General features: G+C 63.1%; 23 protein-coding genes. 15 read left to right on the top strand and 8 right to left on the bottom strand.

Annotated features, from left to right (window positions below; translation table 11 throughout):
• Positions 1 to 201 precede the first annotated feature (201 nt).
• The 5 genes from EN885_RS27850 to EN885_RS27830 form a co-directional block, all read right to left on the bottom strand.
• Entirely contained in the window at positions 202 to 1,224 is a 1,023-nt protein-coding gene (locus tag EN885_RS27850; RefSeq protein WP_095484020.1) for a LacI family DNA-binding transcriptional regulator, read from the bottom strand.
• Between the two features lie 70 nt (positions 1,225 to 1,294).
• The gene (locus EN885_RS27845; protein ID WP_128243376.1) at positions 1,295 to 2,089 is read right to left on the bottom strand and encodes an ATP-binding cassette domain-containing protein; all 795 of its coding nucleotides are present in this window, start codon (positions 2,087 to 2,089) and stop codon (positions 1,295 to 1,297) included.
• A 3-nt stretch (positions 2,090 to 2,092) separates the two neighbouring features.
• Positions 2,093 to 3,079, bottom strand: a complete 987-nt coding sequence (locus EN885_RS27840) for an ABC transporter permease (RefSeq protein WP_128243377.1) — start codon at positions 3,077 to 3,079, stop codon at positions 2,093 to 2,095.
• Positions 3,080 to 3,199: 120 nt separating this feature from the next.
• Positions 3,200 to 4,132: a substrate-binding domain-containing protein gene (locus tag EN885_RS27835; RefSeq protein ID WP_127205091.1), complete on the bottom strand. Its 933-nt coding sequence runs from the start codon at positions 4,130 to 4,132 to the stop codon at positions 3,200 to 3,202.
• A 257-nt stretch (positions 4,133 to 4,389) separates the two neighbouring features.
• Entirely contained in the window at positions 4,390 to 5,547 is a 1,158-nt protein-coding gene (locus EN885_RS27830) for a fumarylacetoacetate hydrolase family protein (RefSeq protein ID WP_127205090.1), read from the bottom strand.
• Between the two features lie 267 nt (positions 5,548 to 5,814).
• On the opposite strand from EN885_RS27830, the gene EN885_RS27825 reads away from it, so the two are divergent.
• The 7 genes from EN885_RS27825 (at position 5,815) to EN885_RS27795 (ending at position 13,361) form a co-directional block, all read left to right on the top strand.
• Positions 5,815 to 7,098 carry an FAD-dependent oxidoreductase gene (locus EN885_RS27825; RefSeq protein WP_128243378.1) on the top strand — a complete coding sequence of 428 codons (1,284 nt, stop codon included), beginning with the start codon at positions 5,815 to 5,817 and terminating at the stop codon, positions 7,096 to 7,098.
• Between the two features lie 86 nt (positions 7,099 to 7,184).
• Positions 7,185 to 8,072: an ABC transporter permease gene (locus EN885_RS27820; protein ID WP_128243379.1), complete on the top strand. Its 888-nt coding sequence runs from the start codon at positions 7,185 to 7,187 to the stop codon at positions 8,070 to 8,072.
• A complete protein-coding gene (locus EN885_RS27815) occupies positions 8,069 to 8,947 on the top strand; it encodes an ABC transporter permease (RefSeq protein ID WP_128243380.1) in 879 nt (292 codons plus the stop codon). Before EN885_RS27820 ends, EN885_RS27815 begins: the two co-directional genes overlap by 4 nt.
• Entirely contained in the window at positions 8,932 to 10,002 is a 1,071-nt protein-coding gene (locus EN885_RS27810) for an ABC transporter substrate-binding protein (RefSeq protein WP_126103321.1), read from the top strand. Before EN885_RS27815 ends, EN885_RS27810 begins: the two co-directional genes overlap by 16 nt.
• Positions 10,003 to 10,209: 207 nt before the next feature.
• The gene (locus EN885_RS27805; RefSeq protein ID WP_128243381.1) at positions 10,210 to 10,818 is read left to right on the top strand and encodes a cupin domain-containing protein; all 609 of its coding nucleotides are present in this window, start codon (positions 10,210 to 10,212) and stop codon (positions 10,816 to 10,818) included.
• A complete protein-coding gene (locus EN885_RS27800; RefSeq protein WP_128243382.1) occupies positions 10,808 to 11,893 on the top strand; it encodes an ABC transporter ATP-binding protein in 1,086 nt (361 codons plus the stop codon). Before EN885_RS27805 ends, EN885_RS27800 begins: the two co-directional genes overlap by 11 nt.
• 40 nt (positions 11,894 to 11,933) lie before the next feature.
• Positions 11,934 to 13,361: an aldehyde dehydrogenase family protein gene (locus EN885_RS27795; protein ID WP_128243383.1), complete on the top strand. Its 1,428-nt coding sequence runs from the start codon at positions 11,934 to 11,936 to the stop codon at positions 13,359 to 13,361.
• A gap of 168 nt (positions 13,362 to 13,529) precedes the next feature.
• Here EN885_RS27795 and EN885_RS27790 read toward each other — a convergent pair whose 3' ends face one another.
• Positions 13,530 to 14,222 carry an FCD domain-containing protein gene (locus EN885_RS27790; protein WP_126103317.1) on the bottom strand — a complete coding sequence of 231 codons (693 nt, stop codon included), beginning with the start codon at positions 14,220 to 14,222 and terminating at the stop codon, positions 13,530 to 13,532.
• A gap of 178 nt (positions 14,223 to 14,400) precedes the next feature.
• Between EN885_RS27790 and EN885_RS27785 the strand changes: the two genes are divergently transcribed.
• Genes EN885_RS27785 through EN885_RS27750 form a run of 8 tightly spaced genes read left to right on the top strand, consistent with a single transcriptional unit; the run spans position 14,401 to position 21,691 of the window.
• Positions 14,401 to 15,396: an ABC transporter substrate-binding protein gene (locus EN885_RS27785; RefSeq protein WP_126103316.1), complete on the top strand. Its 996-nt coding sequence runs from the start codon at positions 14,401 to 14,403 to the stop codon at positions 15,394 to 15,396.
• Between the two features lie 12 nt (positions 15,397 to 15,408).
• A complete protein-coding gene (locus tag EN885_RS27780; protein WP_128243384.1) occupies positions 15,409 to 16,236 on the top strand; it encodes an ABC transporter permease in 828 nt (275 codons plus the stop codon).
• A gap of 1 nt (position 16,237) precedes the next feature.
• Positions 16,238 to 17,041 (top strand): ABC transporter ATP-binding protein, encoded by an 804-nt coding sequence (locus EN885_RS27775; RefSeq protein WP_128243385.1) that lies wholly within the window; start codon positions 16,238 to 16,240, stop codon positions 17,039 to 17,041.
• 6 nt (positions 17,042 to 17,047) lie between these two features.
• Positions 17,048 to 17,803 (top strand): ABC transporter permease subunit, encoded by a 756-nt coding sequence (locus EN885_RS27770; protein ID WP_128243386.1) that lies wholly within the window; start codon positions 17,048 to 17,050, stop codon positions 17,801 to 17,803.
• A 2-nt stretch (positions 17,804 to 17,805) separates the two neighbouring features.
• The gene (locus EN885_RS27765; protein ID WP_128243426.1) at positions 17,806 to 18,504 is read left to right on the top strand and encodes a fumarylacetoacetate hydrolase family protein; all 699 of its coding nucleotides are present in this window, start codon (positions 17,806 to 17,808) and stop codon (positions 18,502 to 18,504) included.
• Positions 18,497 to 20,029 (top strand): acyl--CoA ligase, encoded by a 1,533-nt coding sequence (locus EN885_RS27760; RefSeq protein ID WP_128243387.1) that lies wholly within the window; start codon positions 18,497 to 18,499, stop codon positions 20,027 to 20,029. Before EN885_RS27765 ends, EN885_RS27760 begins: the two co-directional genes overlap by 8 nt.
• Positions 20,030 to 20,031: 2 nt before the next feature.
• A complete protein-coding gene (locus EN885_RS27755) occupies positions 20,032 to 21,018 on the top strand; it encodes a 2-dehydropantoate 2-reductase (protein WP_128243427.1) in 987 nt (328 codons plus the stop codon).
• Positions 21,019 to 21,055: 37 nt separating this feature from the next.
• The gene (locus tag EN885_RS27750; protein WP_128243388.1) at positions 21,056 to 21,691 is read left to right on the top strand and encodes a 2'-5' RNA ligase family protein; all 636 of its coding nucleotides are present in this window, start codon (positions 21,056 to 21,058) and stop codon (positions 21,689 to 21,691) included.
• Between the two features lie 12 nt (positions 21,692 to 21,703).
• Here the strand turns inward: EN885_RS27750 and EN885_RS27745 are convergent, their stop codons facing one another.
• Positions 21,704 to 22,183 (bottom strand): SRPBCC family protein, encoded by a 480-nt coding sequence (locus EN885_RS27745; protein ID WP_128243389.1) that lies wholly within the window; start codon positions 22,181 to 22,183, stop codon positions 21,704 to 21,706.
• Positions 22,180 to 22,539 carry a metalloregulator ArsR/SmtB family transcription factor gene (locus EN885_RS27740; protein ID WP_128243390.1) on the bottom strand — a complete coding sequence of 120 codons (360 nt, stop codon included), beginning with the start codon at positions 22,537 to 22,539 and terminating at the stop codon, positions 22,180 to 22,182. The genes EN885_RS27745 and EN885_RS27740 overlap by 4 nt, the downstream gene beginning before the upstream one ends.
• Between the last annotated feature and the right edge of the window lie 29 nt (positions 22,540 to 22,568).

Raw genomic sequence — 22,568 nt, 5'->3', positions numbered from 1 at the left:
TTGATTTCGAATACGGCACGGGAGGAGGTGTACCGCACTCAGCGTCGGCATCGCATCTGGGAGGAGTAGATGGCCGACAACTGCGAAACTACCGATTGCCCAATGATTCGGCAACAACGAAAGATGCATAGCAGATGTGCAGATTTGCTGTATCAACCGAATCTTAACTATGGGCAGATTGAACGTCGCCCTTGCGCGGCGTCACTGCACCGGGACGTTTTCCTTGAAGATCAGGCGCGGTTCGATGAACTTCCGCGTCAAATAGGGCGCCGAGGAAGCGATCGAGCCGAGCAGGCGAATGACCGATTGCTCGGCGATCAGCCGCGCGTTTTGGTCGATGACGACATCAAGCAGATCATCGACGAGATAGCCGCGTGTCGCCCTTGTCAGGTCGTGACAGATGAACACCGGCTTCCTTTGCGGCTTGGCTTCCAGCAGCGCTTTCGCCACGCCAGAGCGTCCAGCGCCGACGCAATAGATGCCGAGCAGCTCCGGCTCGTTGTGCAGCGCCTTCATCGTCGCCCTGTAGCTGATATCAGGCTCATCGTTGATCTCGACGGCACTGGTGACGGTCAGATTGGGGAACTCCTCGCTGAGCACGGACCGAAAGCCCATTTCGCGTTCCTCGTGCCCGCGGTAGGAGCGTGAGCCGACGACCATTGCCAGATGGCCCCGGCGCCCGCCCAGGAAACGTCCCATCAACAGCGCCGCGGTGCGGCCGGCCACACGGTTGTCGATGCCGACATAGGCCGATCGCGGTGCGCCCGGCACGTCCGACACCAGCGTGACCAGGCGGATGCCGGCCTCGACGATCTCTCGCAGGATGTTGCGCGTTCTCGGATGATCGATCGCGATGACGCCAACGCCGTTTGCCCTAAGCGAGAGGTTTTCGACGGCTGCCTGCAACGCGCTCGGCGAGATGCCGGCGAGCTTGTGGATCCGGCAGGAGGCGACGAGCGGCAGGCGCGCCGCATAATCCTCGATATGATTTGCCAGATCCATCATGAAGGCGTTGGAGCCGATCGGCAGGAAGAATTCCAGATGCGCCGGCCGCGAGGGCAGTGTGACCTGATCCACGACCGGCAAATAGCCGAGCTGCTTGGCCGCCTCCATCACCCGCTGCCGGTTGGCCGCGCTGGCACCCGGCCGGTTGTTCAGCACCCGGTCGACCGTGGCGGTCGACAACCCGCAGCTTCTGGCGATGTCCGCAACGGTGGCTTTCATGGTCGCAGTCATAGGAGCTGATGTGATCCCGTGCCAGAGATACGGCGAACCCGGCTTCCAACTGGCCCGCTCAGCCTTGCGATTGCTTCCCCTGGACGATGGCGTCGTGGATCTGCTCGTCGGACATGCCGGTGATGATCCGTTCGACTTCCGCGACGTTGGTGTTCTTCGGATCGATATCGTCGGCGACCACCTTGCCGCGCCGCATGACGACGATGCGGTCGACCACCTGGAAGACGTGGTGGATGTTATGGGCGATGAAGATGCAGGAATGGCCTGAATCGCGGGCGCTGCGCACGAAGCTCAGCACGCCTTGCGTCTCGGCGACGCCGAGATTGTTGGTCGGCTCGTCGAGGATGATGAGGTCGCTGTCGAAATGCATGGCGCGCGCGATCGCCACGGCCTGCCGCTCACCGCCGGAGAGCGAGCCGATCGGCGTCGTCGGCGGGATGTTCTTCGAGATGCCGACCTGCTTGAGCAGGTCGCGGGCGACCACGTTCATCGCCTCCTGGTCCATGCGGTTGAGGAAACGCGGCGGTTTGATCGGCTCGCGCCCAAGGAACAGGTTGCGCGCGATCGACAATTGCGTGACCAGTGCCGAGTCTTGGTAGATCGTCTCGATACCGTGGGCGATAGCGTCGCTAGTGCTGCGCAGGTCCACCTTCTTGCCACGGATGAAGATCTCGCCGCTGGTCAGCGGAACCGCACCCGACAGAACCTTGATCAGCGTCGATTTGCCGGCGCCATTGTCGCCGAGCAGACCGACGATCTCCCTTTCGTTGACCTGGAAATTGGCGTCTACGAGCGCTTGCACGCGGCCGTAGGACTTGCGGATGTTTTCCATGCGGACAAGCGGTTCAGCCATGGTTCAAGTCCCCGCCTGATGCCGGCGTTCCAGCCATGAGTGAAGCGCCATCATGCCGAGGATGATTGCGCCGATGAAAATGTTGTAGGCAAGGCCCGGCACGCCGATCAGCACGATGCCGTTGCGCATGACGCGCAGGATCAGGATGCCGAGCACGGTTCCGATGATGGTGCCGCGTCCGCCGGTCAGCGCCGTGCCGCCGATCACCACCATGGCGATCACTTCGAGCTCGTAGCCGGTGCCGCTGTTGGGATTGGCCGCCGAGGTCCGCAGTGAGCTGATCACGCCGGCAAGCGAAGCCATGACCGACGACAGGATGAACAGGCCGATCTTGACGCCGCTGACGTTGACGCCGCGCGCCCTTGCTGCCTGGGGGTTGCCGCCTGCCGCCTGAATCCAGTTGCCGGTCCGGCTCTGCGTCAGCACGTAGCCGAGTGCGATTGCGGCGGCGATGAACCAGAACAGCGACATGTAGATGCGGAACGGCCCGATGAAGAAATCGCCGACCAGCGCCTCGGCGAGCCAGCTGCCCTCGGCGCTCCAGGTGCGCTGCGGAAATCCGTTGGTGACGAACAGGGCGGTGCCGCGCACCACCAGCAGCATGCCGAGCGTCACCAGGAAGGACGGGATTTTGAGCTGCGTCACGAACCAGCCATTGACCAGGCCGATGAAGGCGGCAACCAACAAGGCCACGACGAAGCCGGCTTCCAGCGAGGTGAGGCCGCTGTTGAAGAGCGTCCACATCAAGACAGGCGAGAAGCCGAACAGCGATCCGACCGAGAGGTCGAATTCGCCCGATGTCATCAACAGCGTCATCGCCAGCGCGATCAGGCCGAGCTCGACCGTGAAGGCCAATATGTTGCTGATGTTCTGCGGCGACAGGAAGTCGTGGTTGAACCCCCAGAACACGGCGAGTTCGACCACAAGCAGCACGAAGGGCCCGAATTCCGGCCTGGCGATCGAGCGTTGGATGATGGAACTATTTTCCACGTTGGACCCGCGACATGGTTGGAACTGGCCAAGCCTGGCACCGCATAATCCGGTTCGAGGTTCGGCGGAATGACAGGGATGACCGCGGCAGGCGCCGCCGCGATCATCCCGATCGCGGTGTTATTTCCCGGACAGGATGTCGTCGTAGACCTGCGCAGTGTCCTTTTCGTAGAGCGCGCCGGTGATCACGTCGAAGCCGGGGGGAATGCCGCTGGCGGCCATGTTGGCGAGCGAAAGCGCCACATAGCTGGTCGCCTGCGGATCCTGCCACTGCCCGGCATTGACGTAGCCGGTCAGCACCTCCTGGGTGGTATCCAGCGAGTTGCCCCAGCCGACCACCGGGATTTCGCCCGGCTTGATGCCGGCCTGGTCGAACACCCGCTTGATCGAGCCGGTCACCAGATCGCCGAGGCCGATGATCGCCTTGACCTTGGCCCTGTTGGCGGTGAGGTAGTCGACCATGCGGTTGATCGCTTCGGCCTGGTCGAGCGTCGCCTCGGTGATCTCATAAGTGATGCCGAGCGGCTCGAAGACGCTCTTGATGCCTTCTTCTTCCTGGACGCCATAGGTGGCGCCCGGGATTTCGACCGGCATCCAGACGAAATCGCCCTTCTTCACCAGGCCCTTGTCGACCAGATACTGCGCCCAGTTCTTGCCGAAGGTGACGTTGTCGCCGCCGACATAGGCGTTGAAGTCCGCCTTCGGATCGGGCGTGTTGAAGTTGATGATCGGGATGTTTGCCGCCCGTGCTTCCTTGGCGAGCTCGATAAGGCTGCCCGGGTCGGGGCTGGTGGTGGCGATGCCGTCGGCCTTGGCGGCGATGGCCGCGCGAACCGCCTCCTGCTGGGATGCCACGTCGCCATTGTGGAACGAGGTGTTGACGGTGTTGCCGGTGTCTGCAGCCCATTGCTTGGCGCCGGCGAGGAAGTAGGTCCAGACCGGATCGGCCGGGCCGCCATGCGAAATCCAGTAGAAGGTCTTGGCCTGCGCCGCCGCCGGAATGGCCAGCGCCACGATCAGGCCGAATACAAATAGTCGTAGCCTTGTCAGCATTTGATTTCCTCCCATTTTGAAAACTGCTTCCCTCCGACGACGATCACGGCAAACCCTGATCGTATTCTTGCCAGCGCCGATCTGGATGCATCAGAGCATCCGCTTTTTCGGTCGATGGCAAGCCTCCATTTGCCAGTGGTAGTTGGCGCGCGACAATGCGCCATCACCCGTCCCATCAGATTGCATCAGTTTGGCTGATATTTTCCAGGCAGGCGGATCAGGCCGAGACTTCTCTCCGTCGCAGTCGGGGGCGGAACCTAGATAAGATCGGCCTTGGCGAGATCGCGCATCAGATGGCTGGCGCCATAGGTCCAGTGGGGACAGTCGGGCGACAGCCGCACCCGGTTGACCAAGGCGCCGAATTTCTCCGACGAGATGGTGACGATGTCGCCGACCTTGTGCGTAAAGCCCTTGCCCTTTTCGCCGCGATCCTTCGATGGCACGAACATGGTGCCGAGATAGAGCGCCAACCCGTCCGGGTATTGGTGATGCGGACCCATGGCGGCAGCGACCAGCTCTTCAGGCGAGCGGCTGATCTCGGCCATCGAGCTTGCACCTTCCAGCGAGAAACCGTCCTCGCCCTCGACCTTCAGGCGCACGGTGGCCTGCTTCACATCATCGATGGAAAAGCTATCGTCGAACAGCCGGATGAACGGACCAAGTGCTGCCGAGGCGTTGTTGTCCTTGGCCTTACCGAGCAACAGCGCCGAGCGCCCTTCGACGTCGCGCAGATTGACATCGTTGCCGAGCGTCGCGCCGACGATCCTGCCGCTGCTGGCGGCAATCATGGCGATCTCCGGCTCCGGATTGTTCCAGGTGGACACCGGATGCAGGCCGACATCGGCGCCGAAGCCAACCGACGCCATCGGCTGGCATTTGGTGAAGATCTCGGCGTCGGGGCCGATACCCACTTCCAGATATTGCGACCAGGCGCCGCGCTGGATGAGCTTGGCCTTGATCTCCATCGCCTCCGGCGAGCCTGGCTTGAGCTTCGACAGATCGTGACCGATCAGCCCGGCAATGTCGGCGCGAATGGCGTCGGCTTTTTCCGCCGAGCCGCGCGCCTGCTCCTCGATGACCCGTTCGAGCAGGCTGACGACGAAGGTGACACCAGACGCCTTGACGGCGTGCAGGTCGACCGGGGAAAGCAGGTATGGTTTTTGCGGATCGCGCGTGGCCTGGAAACTGTTGGCGGCGATTGCGTCAAGCGACCCGATTGGTTCGCCCCCGGCAGCGTGGACGTAGCCTGCCGGATCCGGCATCTCGCAGACGTCGCGCACGGTTGGTGCCATGCTCGACGTGATGTCGAAGACAGTGCCGTCGCGCACCGTGACCACCAGCGGATGGGACCTATCGCTTGTCCGGGCGCGGCCGATGAAGAGGCCCTCGTCGGGCAGGAGAGTGGTGTTCGTCATGGCTGCGGTCCTCTGCTGTCTTGTTCTGCTGTGACGGTCGTCACTGCCGGACCAATGGTTCATCAAAAGCCTGGCCCGCGGCGGCGGCACTTTCAACAAATTCCCGCCAAAGGTCTATCCCGTTCCTCGCGGTCGAGCCATCCGCTGTATTTCGCATCGCCGGACGTCATCCATTTCAATCCGCTGATGCCGAGATCAAGACGCTCTTTCAAAATCATGAAATCGTCACTAGGATTTTCATTTGACGAAACCCATTTCAGGTGACCTTTGCCCGTACCGTTTTCCGATCCGATCTGGCAGAAGCCGCCGGCGGCCCCTGCGTTCCAGTCGCTTTTTCCCGGCGGGCAACGTGTCGATGTCGTTATCGTCGGTGGCGGGATCCTCGGTCTGTCGACCGCCTTGCATGCAGCCCGGCTCGGGCTTGCCGTGCAGGTGCTGGAAGCCGGCGAGATCGGCCAGGGCGCATCGGGCCTGAATGGCGGCCAGGTGATCCCCGGCCTTAAATATGATCCGGAATGGCTGCTGGAGCATTTTGGCCCCGACCGCGGCGAGATCCTCGTCAATTTTGCCGCCTCGACGGCGGACGCCGTCTTCGAATTGATCCGCGACGAGAAACTGGCGGTGCCGTTCGTTCGCAACGGCTGGATCCAGGCAGCGCACACCGAGACGGCGCTGAAGGCGGCAGCGAACAGGGACCGCCAGTGGCAGGCCCGCGGCGCCGATGTCCGGCTTCTGAGCCAGACCGAGATCGCCGCGTTGACTGGCGCGCGGGGCTATCTCGGCGGCTGGCTCGACCGCCGCGCCGGCGTGATCGATCCGCTTGCCTACACGTCGGAGCTGGCACGGATCGCCTCGGCCGCGGGCGTGAAGATTGCCGAGCGCCAGAAGGTGATACGGCTCGACAAGAACGCCGGCCTGTGGCGCATCTCGACGGAAGGCGGCGCCGAATTGCGGGCCAAAGCGGTCATTCTGGCGACGAACGCCTATACCGGGGATTTGCTGCCCGGTCTCGCCGAGACAATCGTTCCGCTGCACTCCTTCCAGATCGCGACAGCGCCGCTGCCGCCCGATGTGGCAGCCGGGATTCTGCCGGAGGGGCAAGCGGTGTCGGATTCGCGCCGCATCCTCGTTTATTACCGCAAGAGCGCCGACGGGCGGCTGGTGCTTGGCGGGCGCGGCCGGATGGCGCTGCCGACCAGCGAAGGTGACTGGGCGCATCTCGAGCGCGCGCTGCTCCGGCTCTATCCGGCGCTGTCCGGCGTTGCCGTCGAAAAGCGCTGGTTTGGTCGGGTGGCGATGACGCCGGATCATCTCCCGCATATCCACGAGCCCGAGCAGGGCCTGATGGCCGTGGTCGGTTGCCAGGGCCGTGGCGTCGGCCTGATGACCGCGCTTGGCGAGCGCATTGCTGGCTATCTGGCGAGCGGTGATGCCAGGCAATTGCCGTTTCCGGTCTCTCCGATCCGGCCGATCCCGTTGCACGCCTTTCGGCAGATCGGCGTTGCCGCGACGATCGCCTGGTATCGTATGCTGGATGCATTCGAGCGCTGATTTCATGCCGGCGCAGGAATCAGCTTGACGGTTTCATGATTATGAAAAAATCTTAGGCGATTTCAAAATCCCGATAGGGTAAGACGATGTCGACCATCGTTGCGACGCAGCCGCCGCCGGAATCCCGGTTTTCTTCGGGTTTCCGCTTGGCCATGCTGCTGCCGGGCGGACTGGTCACCTTCTTCCTGATCCTGTTTGCCCTCGGCCTCGTGCTCTTCCTCGCCTTTCGCGGCAATGATGGTTCGCTGCTGGGCGCCGGGTTCACCCTTGCGAATTTCATCACGGTGGTGTCCGACCCGCTGTACTGGACGGTGACGCTGCGCTCGCTGACCATCGCCGGTCTGGTGACGCTGGCAACGGTCGTCACCGCCTATCCGGTCGCCTACTATCTTGCTTTCCACGCCGGCCGACGGCGCGGCCTGCTGTTGTTTCTGGTGACGTTGCCGTTCTGGACCAGCTATCTCCTGCGCGTCTTCGCCTGGAAGATCGTGCTCGCCTACAATGGCGTGCTGAACTCGGCGCTGATCGAAAGCGGTATCTGGTCCGAGCCGACATTGGCGTTTCTCAACACGCCGGCGGCCGTCGTCGTCACGCTGGCTCACGCCTACGCGCCATTCGCCATCCTGCCCATCTATGTGGCGCTGGACACCATCCCGAAATCGCTGCTCGAAGCCGCTTCCGATCTCGGCGCCAGACCGTTCACCAGCTTCCGCCGCGTCGTGCTGCCGAACTCGATGCCTGGGGTGCTGGCGGCGGCCCTCGTCGTCTTCGTGCCGACGGTTGGCGACTATGTGACCCCGGCGCTGGTCGGCGGCCCTGCCAGCACCATGATCGGCACGCTGATCCAGGCCCAGTTCGGCAAGGCCAATGACTGGCCATTCGGCGCAGCGCTCGCCGTCGCCGTCATGCTGGTCATCCTCGCCGTGGTGCTGGTCGTGCGTTTCGCCGACCGCAGGTTTGGCAGCCGGACATGAGCGCGGCGCGCATAGACGCAAAGAAAGGTGGGAGCTGGCTCGGCGCCTACGTGCTTGTCTATCTGGCATTCCTCTATTTGCCGGTATCGCTGATCCCGCTTTTCTCCTTCAACGATTCGATCCAGGCGGCGTTTCCGCTGCAAGGCCTCACGTTTGAATGGTACGCGACGCTGTTCGGCAATTCGGCGTTGTCCGGCGCTCTTGCCAACAGCCTCGTCATCGGCGCGATTGCCGCCACCGGCGCGACGCTTTGCGGCATCACCGTGTCCTATATGGACCTCTACGGCCGCTCGCCGCTTGCCCTCACGATCAGCGCCATCGCGCGGCTGCCGATCCTGATCCCCGGCGTCATCATCGGTATCTCGCTGCTGATCCTGGTCAATCTCATCGGCTTCGGTCCGTCGCGCATCGCCATCGTCCTCGGCCACATTTTGGTGGCGCTGCCGACGACGGTGGTGATCATGAAAAGCCGCTTCGCCGCTATCCCGAAGACGATCCGCGAGGCCGCGCTCGATCTCGGCGCTTCCGACTGGACGACATTCAGGCGGGTCATGCTGCCGCTCAGCCTGCCCGCCATTGTGTCGGCGTTCATGTTGGCCTTCCTGACCTCCTTCGACGAGTTCATCGTCGCCTTCTTCCTGGCCGGCACCGAGCCGACGCTGCCGCTTTATATCTGGAGCCAGCTGCGATTCCCGAAGTCGCTGCCGACCGTCATGGCGCTGGGCACGGCAATCCTGGCCCTGTCCTTCGTCATCGCGGCAATGGCCGAAATCCTGCGCCATCGTGGGCTCGCCGCCGCTCAGCGGCCGGTGCCCGCCGACCTGTCCAAACCAGAAGAAACCGAAAGAGGAGAACTGCAATGGCATTCGACCTGAAATCGATAAATCGCAAGACAGTCCAAGCCGGATTGGCCGCCTTCGCGCTGGCGCTTTCGTCGACCGTCGCGTTTGCGGCCGACAAGCTGCAATATTTCACCTGGTCGGGCTACGAACTGCCCGACTTCAACAAGAGCTTCCTCGTCGCACACCCCGATGGCGTAGAAGCCTCGATGTTCGGCGACGACGATGATGCCTTCACCAAGGTCAAGGCCGGTTTCCGCCCTGATGTCGCGCATCCCTGCTACGACAAGGTGGCGCGCTGGAACAAGGAAGGCCTGCTGCAGCCGATCGACACCAAGCGCATCAAGAACTGGGATTCGATTTTTCCGGTCTTCAGGAACCTGCCCGACCTGCAGGCCGGCGACGGCAAGGTCTGGATGGTGCCGTGGGATTGGGGCAACACCTCGATCCTCTACCGCACCGATCTCGTGAAGAACCCGGAACCGAGCTGGAACTTGCTGTGGGACAAGCAATATGCCGGGCGCATGGCGACGATCGACGCCGTCCACGACACGCCCGTGGTGGCGGCCCTTCTCGCCGGCGTCAATCCATTCGACATGACGCCGGAACAGATGGACAAGGTGGCTGAAAAGCTGCGCGAGCAGCGCCCGCTGCTCTCGAACTACACCACCGACATGACCTCGGTCGAACAGGCACTGGCCAGCGGCCAGCTGGTCGCCGCCATGACCTGGAATGCGTCAGCCACCTCGCTTAAGAAGCAGGGCGTTCCGGTCGAGTTCATGAAGCCGAAGGAAGGAATGCTGACCTGGTCGTGCGGCTTCGTCATGCTCAAGGATGCCAAGAACGTCGATCTCGCCTATGACTTCATCAACAGCCGGCTGGAGACGGATTCGGGAAAATACCTGATCCAGGCTTATGGCTACGGCAGTTCGACCAGCTCGGCCTTCGCTGCGGTGCCGAAGGAAGAACTGGAGAAACTGCAGCTGCCGTCCGATCCGGAAGTGATGCTGAAGACCACCGTCTTCACCGGGCCGATGAAACAGAATGACGAACTCGCCAAGATGTTTGAGAAGGTCAAGGCAGGCGGCTGAGTCTCGCCTTCCCTTCTCCCCTTGTGGGAGAAGGTGGCCGAGCGGAGCTCGGTCGGATGAGGGGTGCTCCAGCTTGGCACCAACCGCACTCCGGCCAGCACCCCTCAACCGTCTCGGCGCTGCGCGCCGATCCACCTTCTCCCACAAGGGGGAAGGGAGAACCGCGAAGCACCGCTTCAGGATACCGAAAACGAGGTCGGGAAACAGATGGACATACGAAACGAAACCGCTGAAAAGCCGAAGGACGACGCCGATGTGCGGGTCGGCCGGCGCGTGCGGGCGCTCAGGCTGGGACGCAATCTTTCGCTGGCCGAGCTTGCCGCCAAGGCCGGCGTTTCGATCGGTGCGCTCAGCCAGATCGAGCGCGGCCTGTCCTCGCTTCGCGTCAAGGTGATCTGGCCGCTTGCCGCCGCGCTCGACATCGAGCCGTCGGCGCTGATCGCCGACGGCAACGATGCCGGCAACGACCTCTATTGCGTGCGCGCCAACAGCCGTCGGCAAATCCCGGTGAAATCGGAAGGCATTGCCAAGGCGCTGCTGTCGCCGCCGGCCGCTACGCTCACCGGCATGCTGGTGACGGTGGAAGCCGGCGGCGGCACCGCCGAGGCCTATGCGCACGCCGGCCACGAATTCGGGTTCGTCATGTCGGGCGAGGTCGAGCTTGTGGTCGATTCCACCACCTATGGGCTGAAGGCCGGCGACAGCTTCGCCTTCAAGAGCACCTTGCTGCATGCCTTCCGCAATCCGGGCGTCGAGTGCTGCCAGATCCTCTGGGTCAACACGACCAAGCCGTCCGAGGTTCGCGATGGCGCCTGATCCTCTCGTCCGGCTGGATGCGGTGTCGAAGATGTTCCCCGGCGGCATCGTCGGTCTCGACACCATCGATCTCGACATTGCCCGCGGCGAGTTCCTGACGTTGCTCGGACCCTCCGGCTGCGGCAAGACCACCAGCCTGCGGGTGATCGCTGGTTTCGAAAGCCCGTCAAGCGGGCGGGTGCTGCTCGAAGGCCGTGACATCACGGCACTCAGGCCGTTTGACCGGCCGGTCAACACCGTGTTCCAGGACTATGCGCTGTTTCCGCACATGGACGTCGCCGAAAATGTCGGCTTCGGCCTGTCGCTGCGCAAGCTTTCCGGGGCAGAACAGGCAAAGCGCGTCGGCGAAGCGCTCGACATGGTTGGCCTTGCCGAAAAGCTCGGCGCCCGCGTGTCCGAATTGTCGGGCGGCCAGCGCCAGCGCGTCGCGCTTGCCCGTGCCATCGTCTGCGAACCGCGTGTGCTGTTGCTCGACGAGCCGCTATCGGCGCTCGACGCGCATCTGCGCGAACAGATGCAGGTCGAGCTGAAGCGGCTGCAGTCGCGGCTTGGCACCACTTTCGTCATGGTCACCCACGACCAGACCGAGGCGCTGTCGATCTCCGACCGCATCGTCGTCATGAACAAGGGCCGTATCGAGCAGATCGCACCGCCGGCAGCGCTCTACGACCGGCCCGCCACCAAATTCGTCGCCAGTTTCATCGGCACGATGAACCTGCTGCAGTCGCGCTTTGTCGGCCGTGACGGCGATCGGTTGCATTTCAACGCCGGCGCCTTGCCGCTGGAAGCCACGTCGGAAACCGGCGAAGCACCGGGTGAAGGCGCGTTGCGAACCATCGGCGTGCGTCCGGAGGATCTTTTGGCAGCAACCGAAGCGGCGACCGGCACCGCGCCGGCGCGGGTGAGCAGCATTGTCTTTCACGGCCGCACCTTGCGCCTGCACGCCGAATTGGGGCAGGGGATACCGGTGGTGATCGACGCGCCACGCCGGGCGGAAGGTTTTCAATTCAGCGTCGGCGACGTGGCGCATATCAGCCTGCGCCGTGGCGCTAACTGCCCTATGCTACCCAGCTAATCTGTTCCCTATCTTTTCCAGAAAACCGGAGCATTACCCGATGAGCAATCATCTGAACTTCTTTATCGACGGAAAATGGGTCGCGCCCGTGGTGCCGGCAACGCTGGATGTGATCGACCCGTCCACTGAAGAGGCCTACACGAAAATCTCCGTCGGCTCGAAGGCCGATGTGGATCGCGCCGTGGCAGCGGCCAAGGCGGCCTTTCCGGCCTTTTCCCAAACCAGCAAGGCCGAGCGTCTGAAGCTGCTGAAGCGCATCCTCGAGGTCTACAACGAGCGCTACGAGGATATCGCGCAAGCTGTCTCCCAGGAGATGGGCGCGCCGATCACCTGGGCGCGCGAGGCGCAGGCCTGGGCAGGCAGGGCGCATATGGAATCCACCATCAAAGCGCTGGAGGATTACGAATTCAGCGAGAAGCGCGGCGGCACCATGGTGGTCAAGGAACCGGTCGGCGTCTGCGCGCTGATCACGCCATGGAACTGGCCGCTCAACCAGATCGTCTGCAAGGTGGCGCCGGCGATCGCCGCCGGCTGCACGGTCGTGCTGAAGCCTTCCGAGATCGCGCCGATCAGCGGCGTCATCTTTTCGGAAGTGATGGAGGCGGCAGGCACGCCGAAGGGGGTCTACAACATGGTCAACGGCACCGGTCCCGACGTCGGGCAGGTCATGGCCGGCCATCCCGATGTCGACATGGTTTCCTTCACTGGCTCGACCCGGGCCGGCATCATCGTCGCCAAGACGGCGGCCGAGACCGTCAAGCGCGTGGCGCAGGAGCTCGGCGGCAAATCGGCCAACATCGTGCTTCCCGACGCCGACTTCGAGGCGGCCGTGCGCCACGGCGTCAACGCCTGTTTCGGCAATAGCGGCCAGTCGTGCGACGCGCCGACGCGCATGCTGGTGCCGGCGGCCCGCCACGACGAGGCGCTGACGATCGCCAAGAAAGCGGCCGAAGCGCACAAGGTCGGTGATCCGCGCTCGGAAGAGACCAAGCTCGGTCCGGTGGTCAGCAACATCCAGTTCGACAAGATCCAGCGGCTGATCGAGGCCGGCATCGCCGAGGGTGCTACGCTGGTCACCGGCGGTCCCGGTCGGCCGGAGCACCTCAACCGCGGCTACTATGTCAGGCCGACCGTCTTCGGTCACGTCACGCCGGGCATGACCATCGAGAAGGAGGAGATTTTTGGGCCGGTGCTTTCGGTCATCTCCTATGATGACGACGACGACGCGGTGAAGATCGCCAACGACACTGTTTATGGCCTCGCCGCCTATGTGCAGTCCGGGGATATCGATCACGCGCGAAAAGTCGCCGGCCGCCTGCGCGCCGGACAGGTCTCGATCAACTATCCGGAGTGGGATACGTTCGCGCCCTTCGGCGGCTACAAGCAATCCGGCAACGGCCGCGAATATGCCGACTGGGCGATCCATGATTTCCTCGAGATCAAGGGCATCATCGGCTACGGCGCCTAGAGCGGTTCATCGTTTCACGGAAACGCCGAACCGCTCTATCTCTTTGTTTTTGCGCAATTCCGGACGGAAAACCGCTTCACACTTTTCCTGGAATTGCTCTAGCGCATGACCCGAACAGCGCCGCGCGTTTAAGAAGGACGCGCGGCGCTGTAGCGTGGCCAATCCAAACTATTCGGCGGCTTCGCGGACAGGGATCAGGCGCCGCTCGACCTGTTGGAGATGCAAGCGCATCGCCGCGGCCGCGCCGCCAAGGTCGCGTTCGGCGATCGCCTCGACGATCCGTTCATGGTCGGCAAAGCTGTGATGGTCCGCCGGAGGACGGGCGCCATCTGAACGAAGACGTCCCCAGACCACGGTTCGGCGCACCGCGTTCAGGACGTCGAACAGGCCGAGCAGCACATTGTTGCGGCTCGCCTGCGCAATCTGCCGGTGGAGCAGATTGTCGATGTTCTCATATTGCCGCCATGTGACGGCTTCCCGCGTCTGCACCAGCGATTGCCGCATCGAGGCGATATCCGAAAGCGTGGCGTGCAGCGCCGCTTCGCGCGCAATCTCGGGCTCAATGATGAGACGCGCGCGCATCACGTCGGCCGGATTCGTGCGCCCGGCGATTTCCGAAATCCCAATCGTCTCCTCGACCGGTCCACTGCCGACGAAGGTGCCCCTGCCGACGTGACGCCAGATGCGGCCGTCTTTCTCGAGCACCGCCAGCGCCTTGCGCAGATCGCCGCGCGATACGCCGAGGCTCTCGGACAGTTCCCGCTCGGCAGGCAGCCGAGTCTCGCCGGCATGGTCCATCTGGGCAAGATAGGCCTGAAGCTGAACCAGAGCGGCGTGGCCGCCATTTCCGGGATCGTCCATCAATTTAACCAATTCGCATAAGATTTCCCTTTGTTGGTGTTAAAACGATTAGCGCAAACCGTCAACTGCCGAGTTTTCTGGGCGAACGTGTCCGACACGCCGCAGTTTCTCCTTGACCAATCCGGTCTGTGGCCTTAACCAATTAAGGTAATGGTTACAGGAAACGGGAGGAATGACAATGGCCAGCATGACCAGACGTACCATCCTTGCCACCGCTTTTGCCGCGGCCCTGGCATGGGCACTGCCCCTGTCGGCCGCAAATGCGGGCGACATGCGCATCGCATTCGGCGACCTTCCCGGTATAGAATCCATCCAGACACTCGCGGCGATAGAGCGCGCCAAGGAACGCGGCGTGAATGTCGAGCTCATCGTTCTCAATGACGAGGATCTGGCTGCCCAGGCCATTGTCGGCGGCCAGGCCGATGTCGGCATCGGCGCGCCCTATACTCTGATCCAGAAGGTGGGCGTGCCGATTCGCATCTTTGCGCAGATATCGACGCTGCGCTTCTTTCCCGTCGTCAACAGCGAATTCTACAAGGAATGGAAGGATCTCGACGGGCAGGAAGTCGCCGTTCAGGCGCGCGGCTCTGGTACCGAGGCCGTCATGCTCCTGATGGCGAAAAATCACGGCATCAAGCTCGGCAACATCAGCTATGTCCCGGGCTCCGAGGTTCGCCGCAATGCGCTGCTCCAGGGAACCATCAAGGCGTCGATCGTCGACGCCGCCAACAGGCGCGCGCTCGAGGCCGAAGCCCCCGGAAAGTTCATCGTCTTGCCGGTCGAGGATCTCGGCGCCTCGGACGAAGCGCTTTTCGCGACCGCAGACTATCTGAAGAACAACGCCGCCGACGTCGACATCCTGGTCGAGGAATTGATGAAGACCGCGCGCGAGATAACCGCGAACCCGGCGGTGGCGGTCGAGCTCCGCAACAAGTACAAATTGCTGCCGGATCTCGGCGCGGAAGCGGATAGCGAAATCACCGAATACTACAAGGAAACCGCGGAAGCCGGCAGCCTTGCGCTGAATGGCGGCGGAGCGGATGCGGCCGCAGACGACTTCGCCTTCTTCAGCCTTGCCGGCCAGATCGAAGGCGATCCCGCGAGCCTCAAGGTCGAGGACTTCTGGGATGTCTCGGCACTCGACCGCGCTGTCGCCAAGCTCGGCAAGAAATAGGCGGCCTGCCGGATGGCCGTAAGCATCAGAACCGACGGCGAGGCTGCCGGCCTCGCTCCCCTTTCCAATCGCAGTGCAACGGGCGCATCGTGGGACCAGCCGATCCTGCTCAGGCTCGTGTCGATCGCCCTGTTCGCGGGAATTTGGGAGGTGGCCGGCCGCATTCCCGTCAGCTTCGCCTTCCCGACCTTTTCCGACACGATCGTCGCGTTTTTCGGATTGCTCGCCGATGGCAGCCTGGCAACTGCCTACCTCTCGACGCTGCAGCCGCTGGTGCTCGGCGTTGTCTTGTCGGCGTTCCTGGGTGTCGGTCTCGGCACGATCTGTGGTCTATGGCGCACCGGCGAATGGCTGCTAATCCCCGTGTTCATCGTGCTTCAGGCTGCACCCGTCGCCGCCTTCATTCCAATGGTCACCTTCGTCTACGGGATCGGCATGACCGCCAAGACGCTCGCCGTCATGATCCTGGCGCTGCCGGTCATCGTTCTCAACACTTACAAGGCGGTGCGCAACGTCAACGAGTCGCTGCTCGTCATGTGCCGATCATTCCTGGGCACACGTTGGCAGACCGTCGCCAAGATCATTCTTCCCGACGCCAGCCCGGTGATCTTTGCCGGCTTGCGCCTCGGCGTCGCTGCCGGGTTCGTCGGCGTGGTGCTCGCCGAGCTGCTGATTACCCCGACCGGCATCGGCGACCTCATCACCTTCCACCGCTCGCGCGCAGACTACGCCGAGATGTACGCAACAATTGCCTCGATCATCGCGCTTTCTACCCTGACGCTCGTCTTTCTGCAGTGGGTGGAAGTCCGTGTTTTCAGGCCCGAGAGTAGAGGTGCTTAACATGGGCGCGACCGCATTGCGAAATGGACCGTCGCCGGTTCCCGCACCGATCGATCCAATCGTGGAAGTGAGAGGAATCTCCAAGACCTACGGCAATGTCGAGGCGTTGCGTGGCATCGATCTCGACTTTCCCAGGGGCAAGCTGACCAGCCTTCTCGGACCCAGCGGCTGCGGAAAGACGACGCTGTTGAAGATCATAGCGGGGCTGATACGGGCCGATGGCGGGACCGTCGCGATCAACGGCAAGCGTGTCAGCGCTCCAGGCCCCGAACGCGCTTTCGTGTTCCAGGACTTTGCGCTGATGCCTTGGGCGACCGTGACGCGCAACGTGGCCTTCGGGCTGGAATTGCGCGGCACCAACAAGGCCGAGCGCGAGGAGATCGCCCGCCGCTACATCGCCGAAGTGGGGCTCGCCGGCTTCGAGGACAAATATCCGCACGAGCTGTCGGGCGGCATGCGCCAGCGCGTCGGCCTGGCGCGGGCCTTGTCGGTCGATGCCGATGTCCTGTTGCTCGATGAACCGTTTTCGGCGGTCGACGAGCAGAACCGGCGGAAGTTCCAGGAAGATCTGATCCGGCTGCGCACCAACCAAAACAAGACCTTCATCTTCGTGACGCACTCGATCGAGGAGGCGGTCTACATCTCCGACCGCATCGTGTTGCTGTCACCGAGACCCGGCCGGGTTTCGCAGATCATTGAACCGGAAATCGATCGCTCCGGCGACCCGGAGCGCATTCATCGCGACAGGCACTATCTCGATACCGTCGATGAGATCTGGCAGGGGCTGAAGCAATATGTGGAATGACCGGCCATGACCTTGTTTGGCTACCGTGTACCAATGATGGCATCTCTGCTCGTCTGGTGCGTCATATGGGAAATCGTCGGCCGGCTGGACCTTGTCTTTCTGCTGCCGCCGTTTAGCGACGTGCTGGCTGCGGCAGTCGGTCTGGTGCAGACCCCGTCCTGGCAGAGCGCGACGGTCACGACCCTTCGCGCCTTTGCCATGGGCATGGCGCTGTCGATCGTAATCGGCGTGCCACTGGGCGTCCTGATGGGACGCGTCAAGATTGCCGACGACCTGCTCGGCATGTGGGTCAATATCTTTTCAAGCGCACCGCTCTCGGCCATCGTCCCGGTGCTGATGATCCTGTTCGGCTTCGGCGAGAAAACGATCGTTGCGGCGGTGTTCCTGTTTGCGATCTGGATCATCGTTCTAGACACCCGCGCCGGGGTCCGCCACATCTCGCCGTCGCTGATCGAAATGGCGCGTTCCTATGGCGCCTCGCGCCCGGCGCTCTATACCAAGATCATCCTGTGGGCGGCTCTTCCGGAAATCCTTGCCGGCATCCGCCTCGGCCTCATCCGCGGCGTCAAGGGCGTCGTCATCGGCCAGTTGCTCGTCGCCATCGTCGGCTACGGCGCGCTGTTCGAGACCTTCTCGCGAAATTTCCGCATGGCCGAATTCTGGGCCTTGACCATCATCCTTTTTGCCTTCGCCCTGCTGATCGCCGAACTGATCGAAAGGGCCGAAGCCAAAGTCGAATACTATGCAGGAGCAAGACAGTGAACATGCACGGCACGACCTCAAGCTACGTCATCGAACCGACCGCAATCCCAAGCATTCCGGTGGCGGGAACCGACAAGATGTTTCCGGTGCACCGCGTCTATTGCGTCGGGCGGAACTATGCCGCGCATGCCGTCGAGATGGGACACGACCCCAACAAGGAGCCACCGTTCTTCTTCCAGAAGAACCCCGATAACCTCAATGTTAGCGGAGAATTTCCATATCCTCCGGCCTCCAACGATGTCCATCACGAGATCGAAATGGTCGTGGCGCTCCAAAGCGGCGGCACGGACATCGCGGTCGAAAAGGCTCTGGACTGCGTATTCGGTTATGGCGTAGGTCTCGACATGACGCGGCGCGACCTGCAAGGTAAGGCGAAGGACATGGGCCGTCCTTGGGAGGTCGGCAAGGCCTTCGAGGCGTCGGCGCCATGCACGCCGTTGGTTCCGGCAAGCTCGATCGGTCATCCAACCCAGGGAGCGATTTGGCTGGACGTCAATGGCGAGCGAAAACAGACCGGCGACCTCAACCAGATGATTTGGAAAGTTCCGGAAATGATCAGCTATCTCTCAGGTCTTTTCACGCTGATGCCGGGGGACATCATCCTTTCCGGCACGCCGGCGGGCGTCGGGGCGGTTGTTCGCGGTGATGTTCTTCGCGGTCATATCGATGGCGTCGGCGGCCTAGAGGTTCGCGTTGTCTGAAGCGTCGATCATTGAACGGCTTGCCGCCGGAGCGGATGATGCGCCGGCGATTTCGGCACCCGACAGGATCACGCTGACCCATGGCGGGCTGCGCCGCCTGATCTCCGAAACGGCGGCGCAACTGCATGCACTGGGCCTCGGCCGTGGCGACCGGATAGCCATCGTGCTGCCGAACGGGCCGGAGATGGCCACTGCCTTTGTCGCTGCGGCGGCGGCGGCATCCACGGCGCCGCTCAACCCGGCCTACCGGGCCGACGAGCTCGATTTTTATCTCTCCGACATCGGCGCCAACGCAATCTTGGTCGCCGAGGACGAAAGCGGCCCGGCGGTCGCGGTTGCCGAGCGTCTCGGCATAGCGGTGCTGAGGCTGGTCACGCGGCGTGACGCGCCAGCCGGCAGTTTTAAGATCGAGGGCAAACCGGTTGGTCCGTCTGTTTTGTCCGGCCTGGCTGAGGATGGCGACATCGCGTTGTTGCTGCACACTTCCGGCACCACGTCGCGCCCCAAGCTGGTGCCGCTCAGCCATGCCAATCTCGCCGCCTCGGCCGCCCACATTGGCGCGACGCTCGGCCTGACATCAGGTGATCGCTGCCTCAACATCATGCCACTGTTCCACATCCATGGGCTGATCGCGGCGGTGCTGTCCTCGCTCGCCGCCGGCGGCAGCGTGTTCTGCACGCCGGGCTTCAACGCGCTGCGCTTCTTCCATTGGCTAAGCGAGGCGCGGCCGAGCTGGTACACGGCCGTGCCGACCATGCATCAGGCGATCCTGCCGCGCGCGGCGCGCAATGCCGATGCGCTGGCGACAGCGCCTCTCCGCTTCATCCGCTCGTCCTCGGCATCGCTGCCGCCGCAGGTGATGGCCGAGCTCGAGGCGACCTTCGGCTGCCCGGTGATTGAATCCTACGGCATGACGGAGGCTGCGCACCAGATGGCCTCGAACCGGCTGCCGCCGGGCGTGCGCAAGCCGGGCAGCGTCGGCGCCGCCGCCGGACCGGCGGTGGCGGTAATGGCGCTGGACGGACAATTGCTGAAGCCGGGTGAGACCGGCGAGATCGTCATTCGCGGACCCAATGTCACCGCGGGCTACGAGAAGAACCCGGACGCCAATGCCACCGCCTTCGCGCATGGCTGGTTTCATACCGGCGACCAGGGCGTGCTCGACGACGACGGCTATCTGCGCGTCACCGGCCGGCTCAAGGAGATCATCAACCGCGGCGGCGAGAAGATCTCGCCGCTCGAGGTCGACGACGTACTGATGGACCATCCGGCGGTGGCGCAGGTCGTCACCTTCGCCACGCCGCACGACAAGCTCGGCGAGGAGGTCGCGGCTGCGATCGTGCTGCGCGAGGGCATGGCCGCGACCGAAGGCGAGATTCGCAGCTTTGCCGCGATGCGGCTTGCCGACTTCAAGGTGCCGCGCATTGTCCTGATCCTGGACGAAATCCCGAAGGGCGCTACGGGCAAGCTGCAGCGTATCGGTCTCGCGACCAAACTCGGTCTTGCCAAACCCGGTCTGGGATAATGATGCGGATCACCATTTTTGGCGCCGGCGCGATCGGCGGCTATCTCGCGGCCAAACTTGCCATGGCCGGTCGGGTCGATCTTTCGATCGTGGCGCGCGGCGCGCATCTCGACGCGATCAGGGCGAACGGGCTTCGCCTGATCGAAGACGGTCATGATTCCATCGCCTCTGTCAGGGCCGCTGCGCAGCCGGAGGAACTAGGCGTCCAAGACTATGTCGTGTTGGCGCTCAAGGCCCATTCCCTAGCACCAGCGCTCGACCAGATCGCGCCGCTGCTGGGCGAGGGGACGGCCGTCGTTACCATGCAGAATGGCGTGCCGTGGTGGTACTTCCACAAGATCGGCGGGTCGCTCGAAGGCACGCGGTTGCAAGCGGTGGATCCCGGCGGGGTGATCTGGGATCGGCTTGGGCCGGCTCGCGTCATCGGCTCAGTCGTCTATCCCGCTGCCGAGGTGGATGCGCCCGGCCTGGTCCGCCATATCGAGGGAAAACGCTTCTCGCTTGGTGAGCCGTCGGGCGAGAAGAGCGAACGAGTCACCCGGCTTGCCGAGGAAATGGTTGCGGCGGGCCTGCAGGTGCCGGTTCGCGACGACATTCGCAGCGAAATCTGGGTGAAGCTCTGGGGCAATCTCTCGTTCAACCCGATTTCCGCGCTGACCGGCAGCACGCTTGCGGCAATCGCTGCCGACGAGGCAACCCGCACGCTTGCCCGCACCATGATGCTGGAGGCGCAGGCAATCGGCGAAAGCCTCGGCGTGCGTTTTCCGATAAATGTCGACCGCCGCATCAAGGGCGCCGGCGACGTCGGCGAGCACAAGACCTCGATGCTGCAGGACCTGGAGCGCGGCCGGCCGATGGAGATCGACGCGCTGGTGACAGCGGTCCAGGAGCTTGGCCGGCTGACTGGCCAGCCGACTCCCACCATCGACAGCGTGCTGGCGCTGGTGCGCCGCCTCGCCATCGAGCGCGGCTGCTATTCTCCCTTGTAGTTTGTTCCCGCGGATAAAATACCGGACGGGATCAGCCATGAACGAGCTGCCTTCATTCGGAATCGGCAAAAACGGCCAGACTTTCTTCCGCTGGAACGAGCCAGACCAGCGGCGGAACGATCGGCTGTTTTTCGCCATTCTTTTGGACAGCACGATTGCCACGCCGCTGGCGCTGAAGGCGGCTGGTTGGCAGCGTGAGTTGGGCCTGCGCGGCAAGCTCATTGCGGCGGAGCAGTTGCATGTCTCGCTGGTTGGGCTCGGCGACCATGACGGATTGCCGATGTCCCTTGTGGACACCGCCTGCCGCGCCGGCGGGCTCGTTCAGGCAGCATCGTTCGATGTTACCCTCGATCGCCTGTCGGCCTTCGGCGGTGGCGCACTGGTGCTGCGCGGTAGCGGCGGCAATCCAGCCTTGCAAACCTTTTGGCGCAGCCTCGGCGCTACGCTCTCCGATAGCCCGCTGAAGCCCTTAGTGGCGAATTCCTTCGAACCTCATGTCACCTTGCTGCGCGACAGGACGCGTGTCGCGAAGCTAGGCGAACGGGTCATCGAACCGATCGGCTGGACGGTGCGGGACTTCGTCCTCATCCACAGTTTCCTTGGGCGCGGCCGGTATCAACTCTATGGCCGCTGGCAATTGAGCGACCAGGACGACGCTGTGGCCGCCGTGTGAGAAGACGCCGTGTCAGATCGTCTTGACGTATTGCGCAAGCTGGTCGACCACGGTGCCCCAGCCATCGAAAAAGCCCATCTCCTCGTGGTTCTTTCGTGTCGCTTCATCCCTGTGGATGGCGGTCGCGGTGTAGCGCGTCGCCTTGCCTTCTGGCTGCAACGATATGACCGCTGTGATGAATGGGTCCCCTGACGGCCGATAGCCGGGCAGCAACGCATCGGTCCACACTAGCCGCTCGTTCGGGACGATGTCGAGATAGCAGCAATGGCGGTCGTTGACTTGCTTGCCGTCCGGCGACTGCATGCAGGTCCTGAACAGTCCGCCGGGCCTCAGATCGATCTCGCAATCGGTGACGATCCATGGCTTCGGCGTGAACCATTGGCGGACATGCTCGGGCTTGGTGTAGGCGGTCCAGAGCAGTTCTCGTGGCGCGTCGACGACGCGTTCGAGAACGAGGTCCAGTCTGGGATCCGGTTTGAACACTATGCTCATATGTCTTTCTCCTTGAGTGTCATGACGTAGGCGTCGAACTGGTCGAGGCGGCGCTCCCACATTGCACGCTGCTCGGCCAGCCAGTTTTCGGCGAGCTTCAGCGGCTCTGGCGCAAGCCGGTAGGTCCTGACGCGGCCGGTCTTTTGCGAGCGCACCAGCCCGCAACCTTCCAGCACCTTCAGATGTTCGATGAAGGAGGGCAGGGCCATGTCGAAGGGCTGGGCAAGCTCGCCGACCGAGGCGGGGCTTCTGTTCAGCCGCTCGACAACACGTCGACGCGTTGGATCGGCAAGCGCCCGGAAAATGCCGTCGATCGGCGGGGGGCTTGCGGTCTGCGAGTTTGTTGCGACGGTCATGTCTTCCTCGCGCCACTGCGCATGGTCAA

The organism is Mesorhizobium sp. M6A.T.Cr.TU.014.01.1.1, from assembly GCF_004022765.1.
Classification (GTDB): Bacteria; Pseudomonadota; Alphaproteobacteria; order Rhizobiales; family Rhizobiaceae; genus Mesorhizobium; species Mesorhizobium mediterraneum.
Note: the sequence above shows the minus strand (reverse complement) of the source record. Positions and strands in the feature narration are given on the sequence as shown.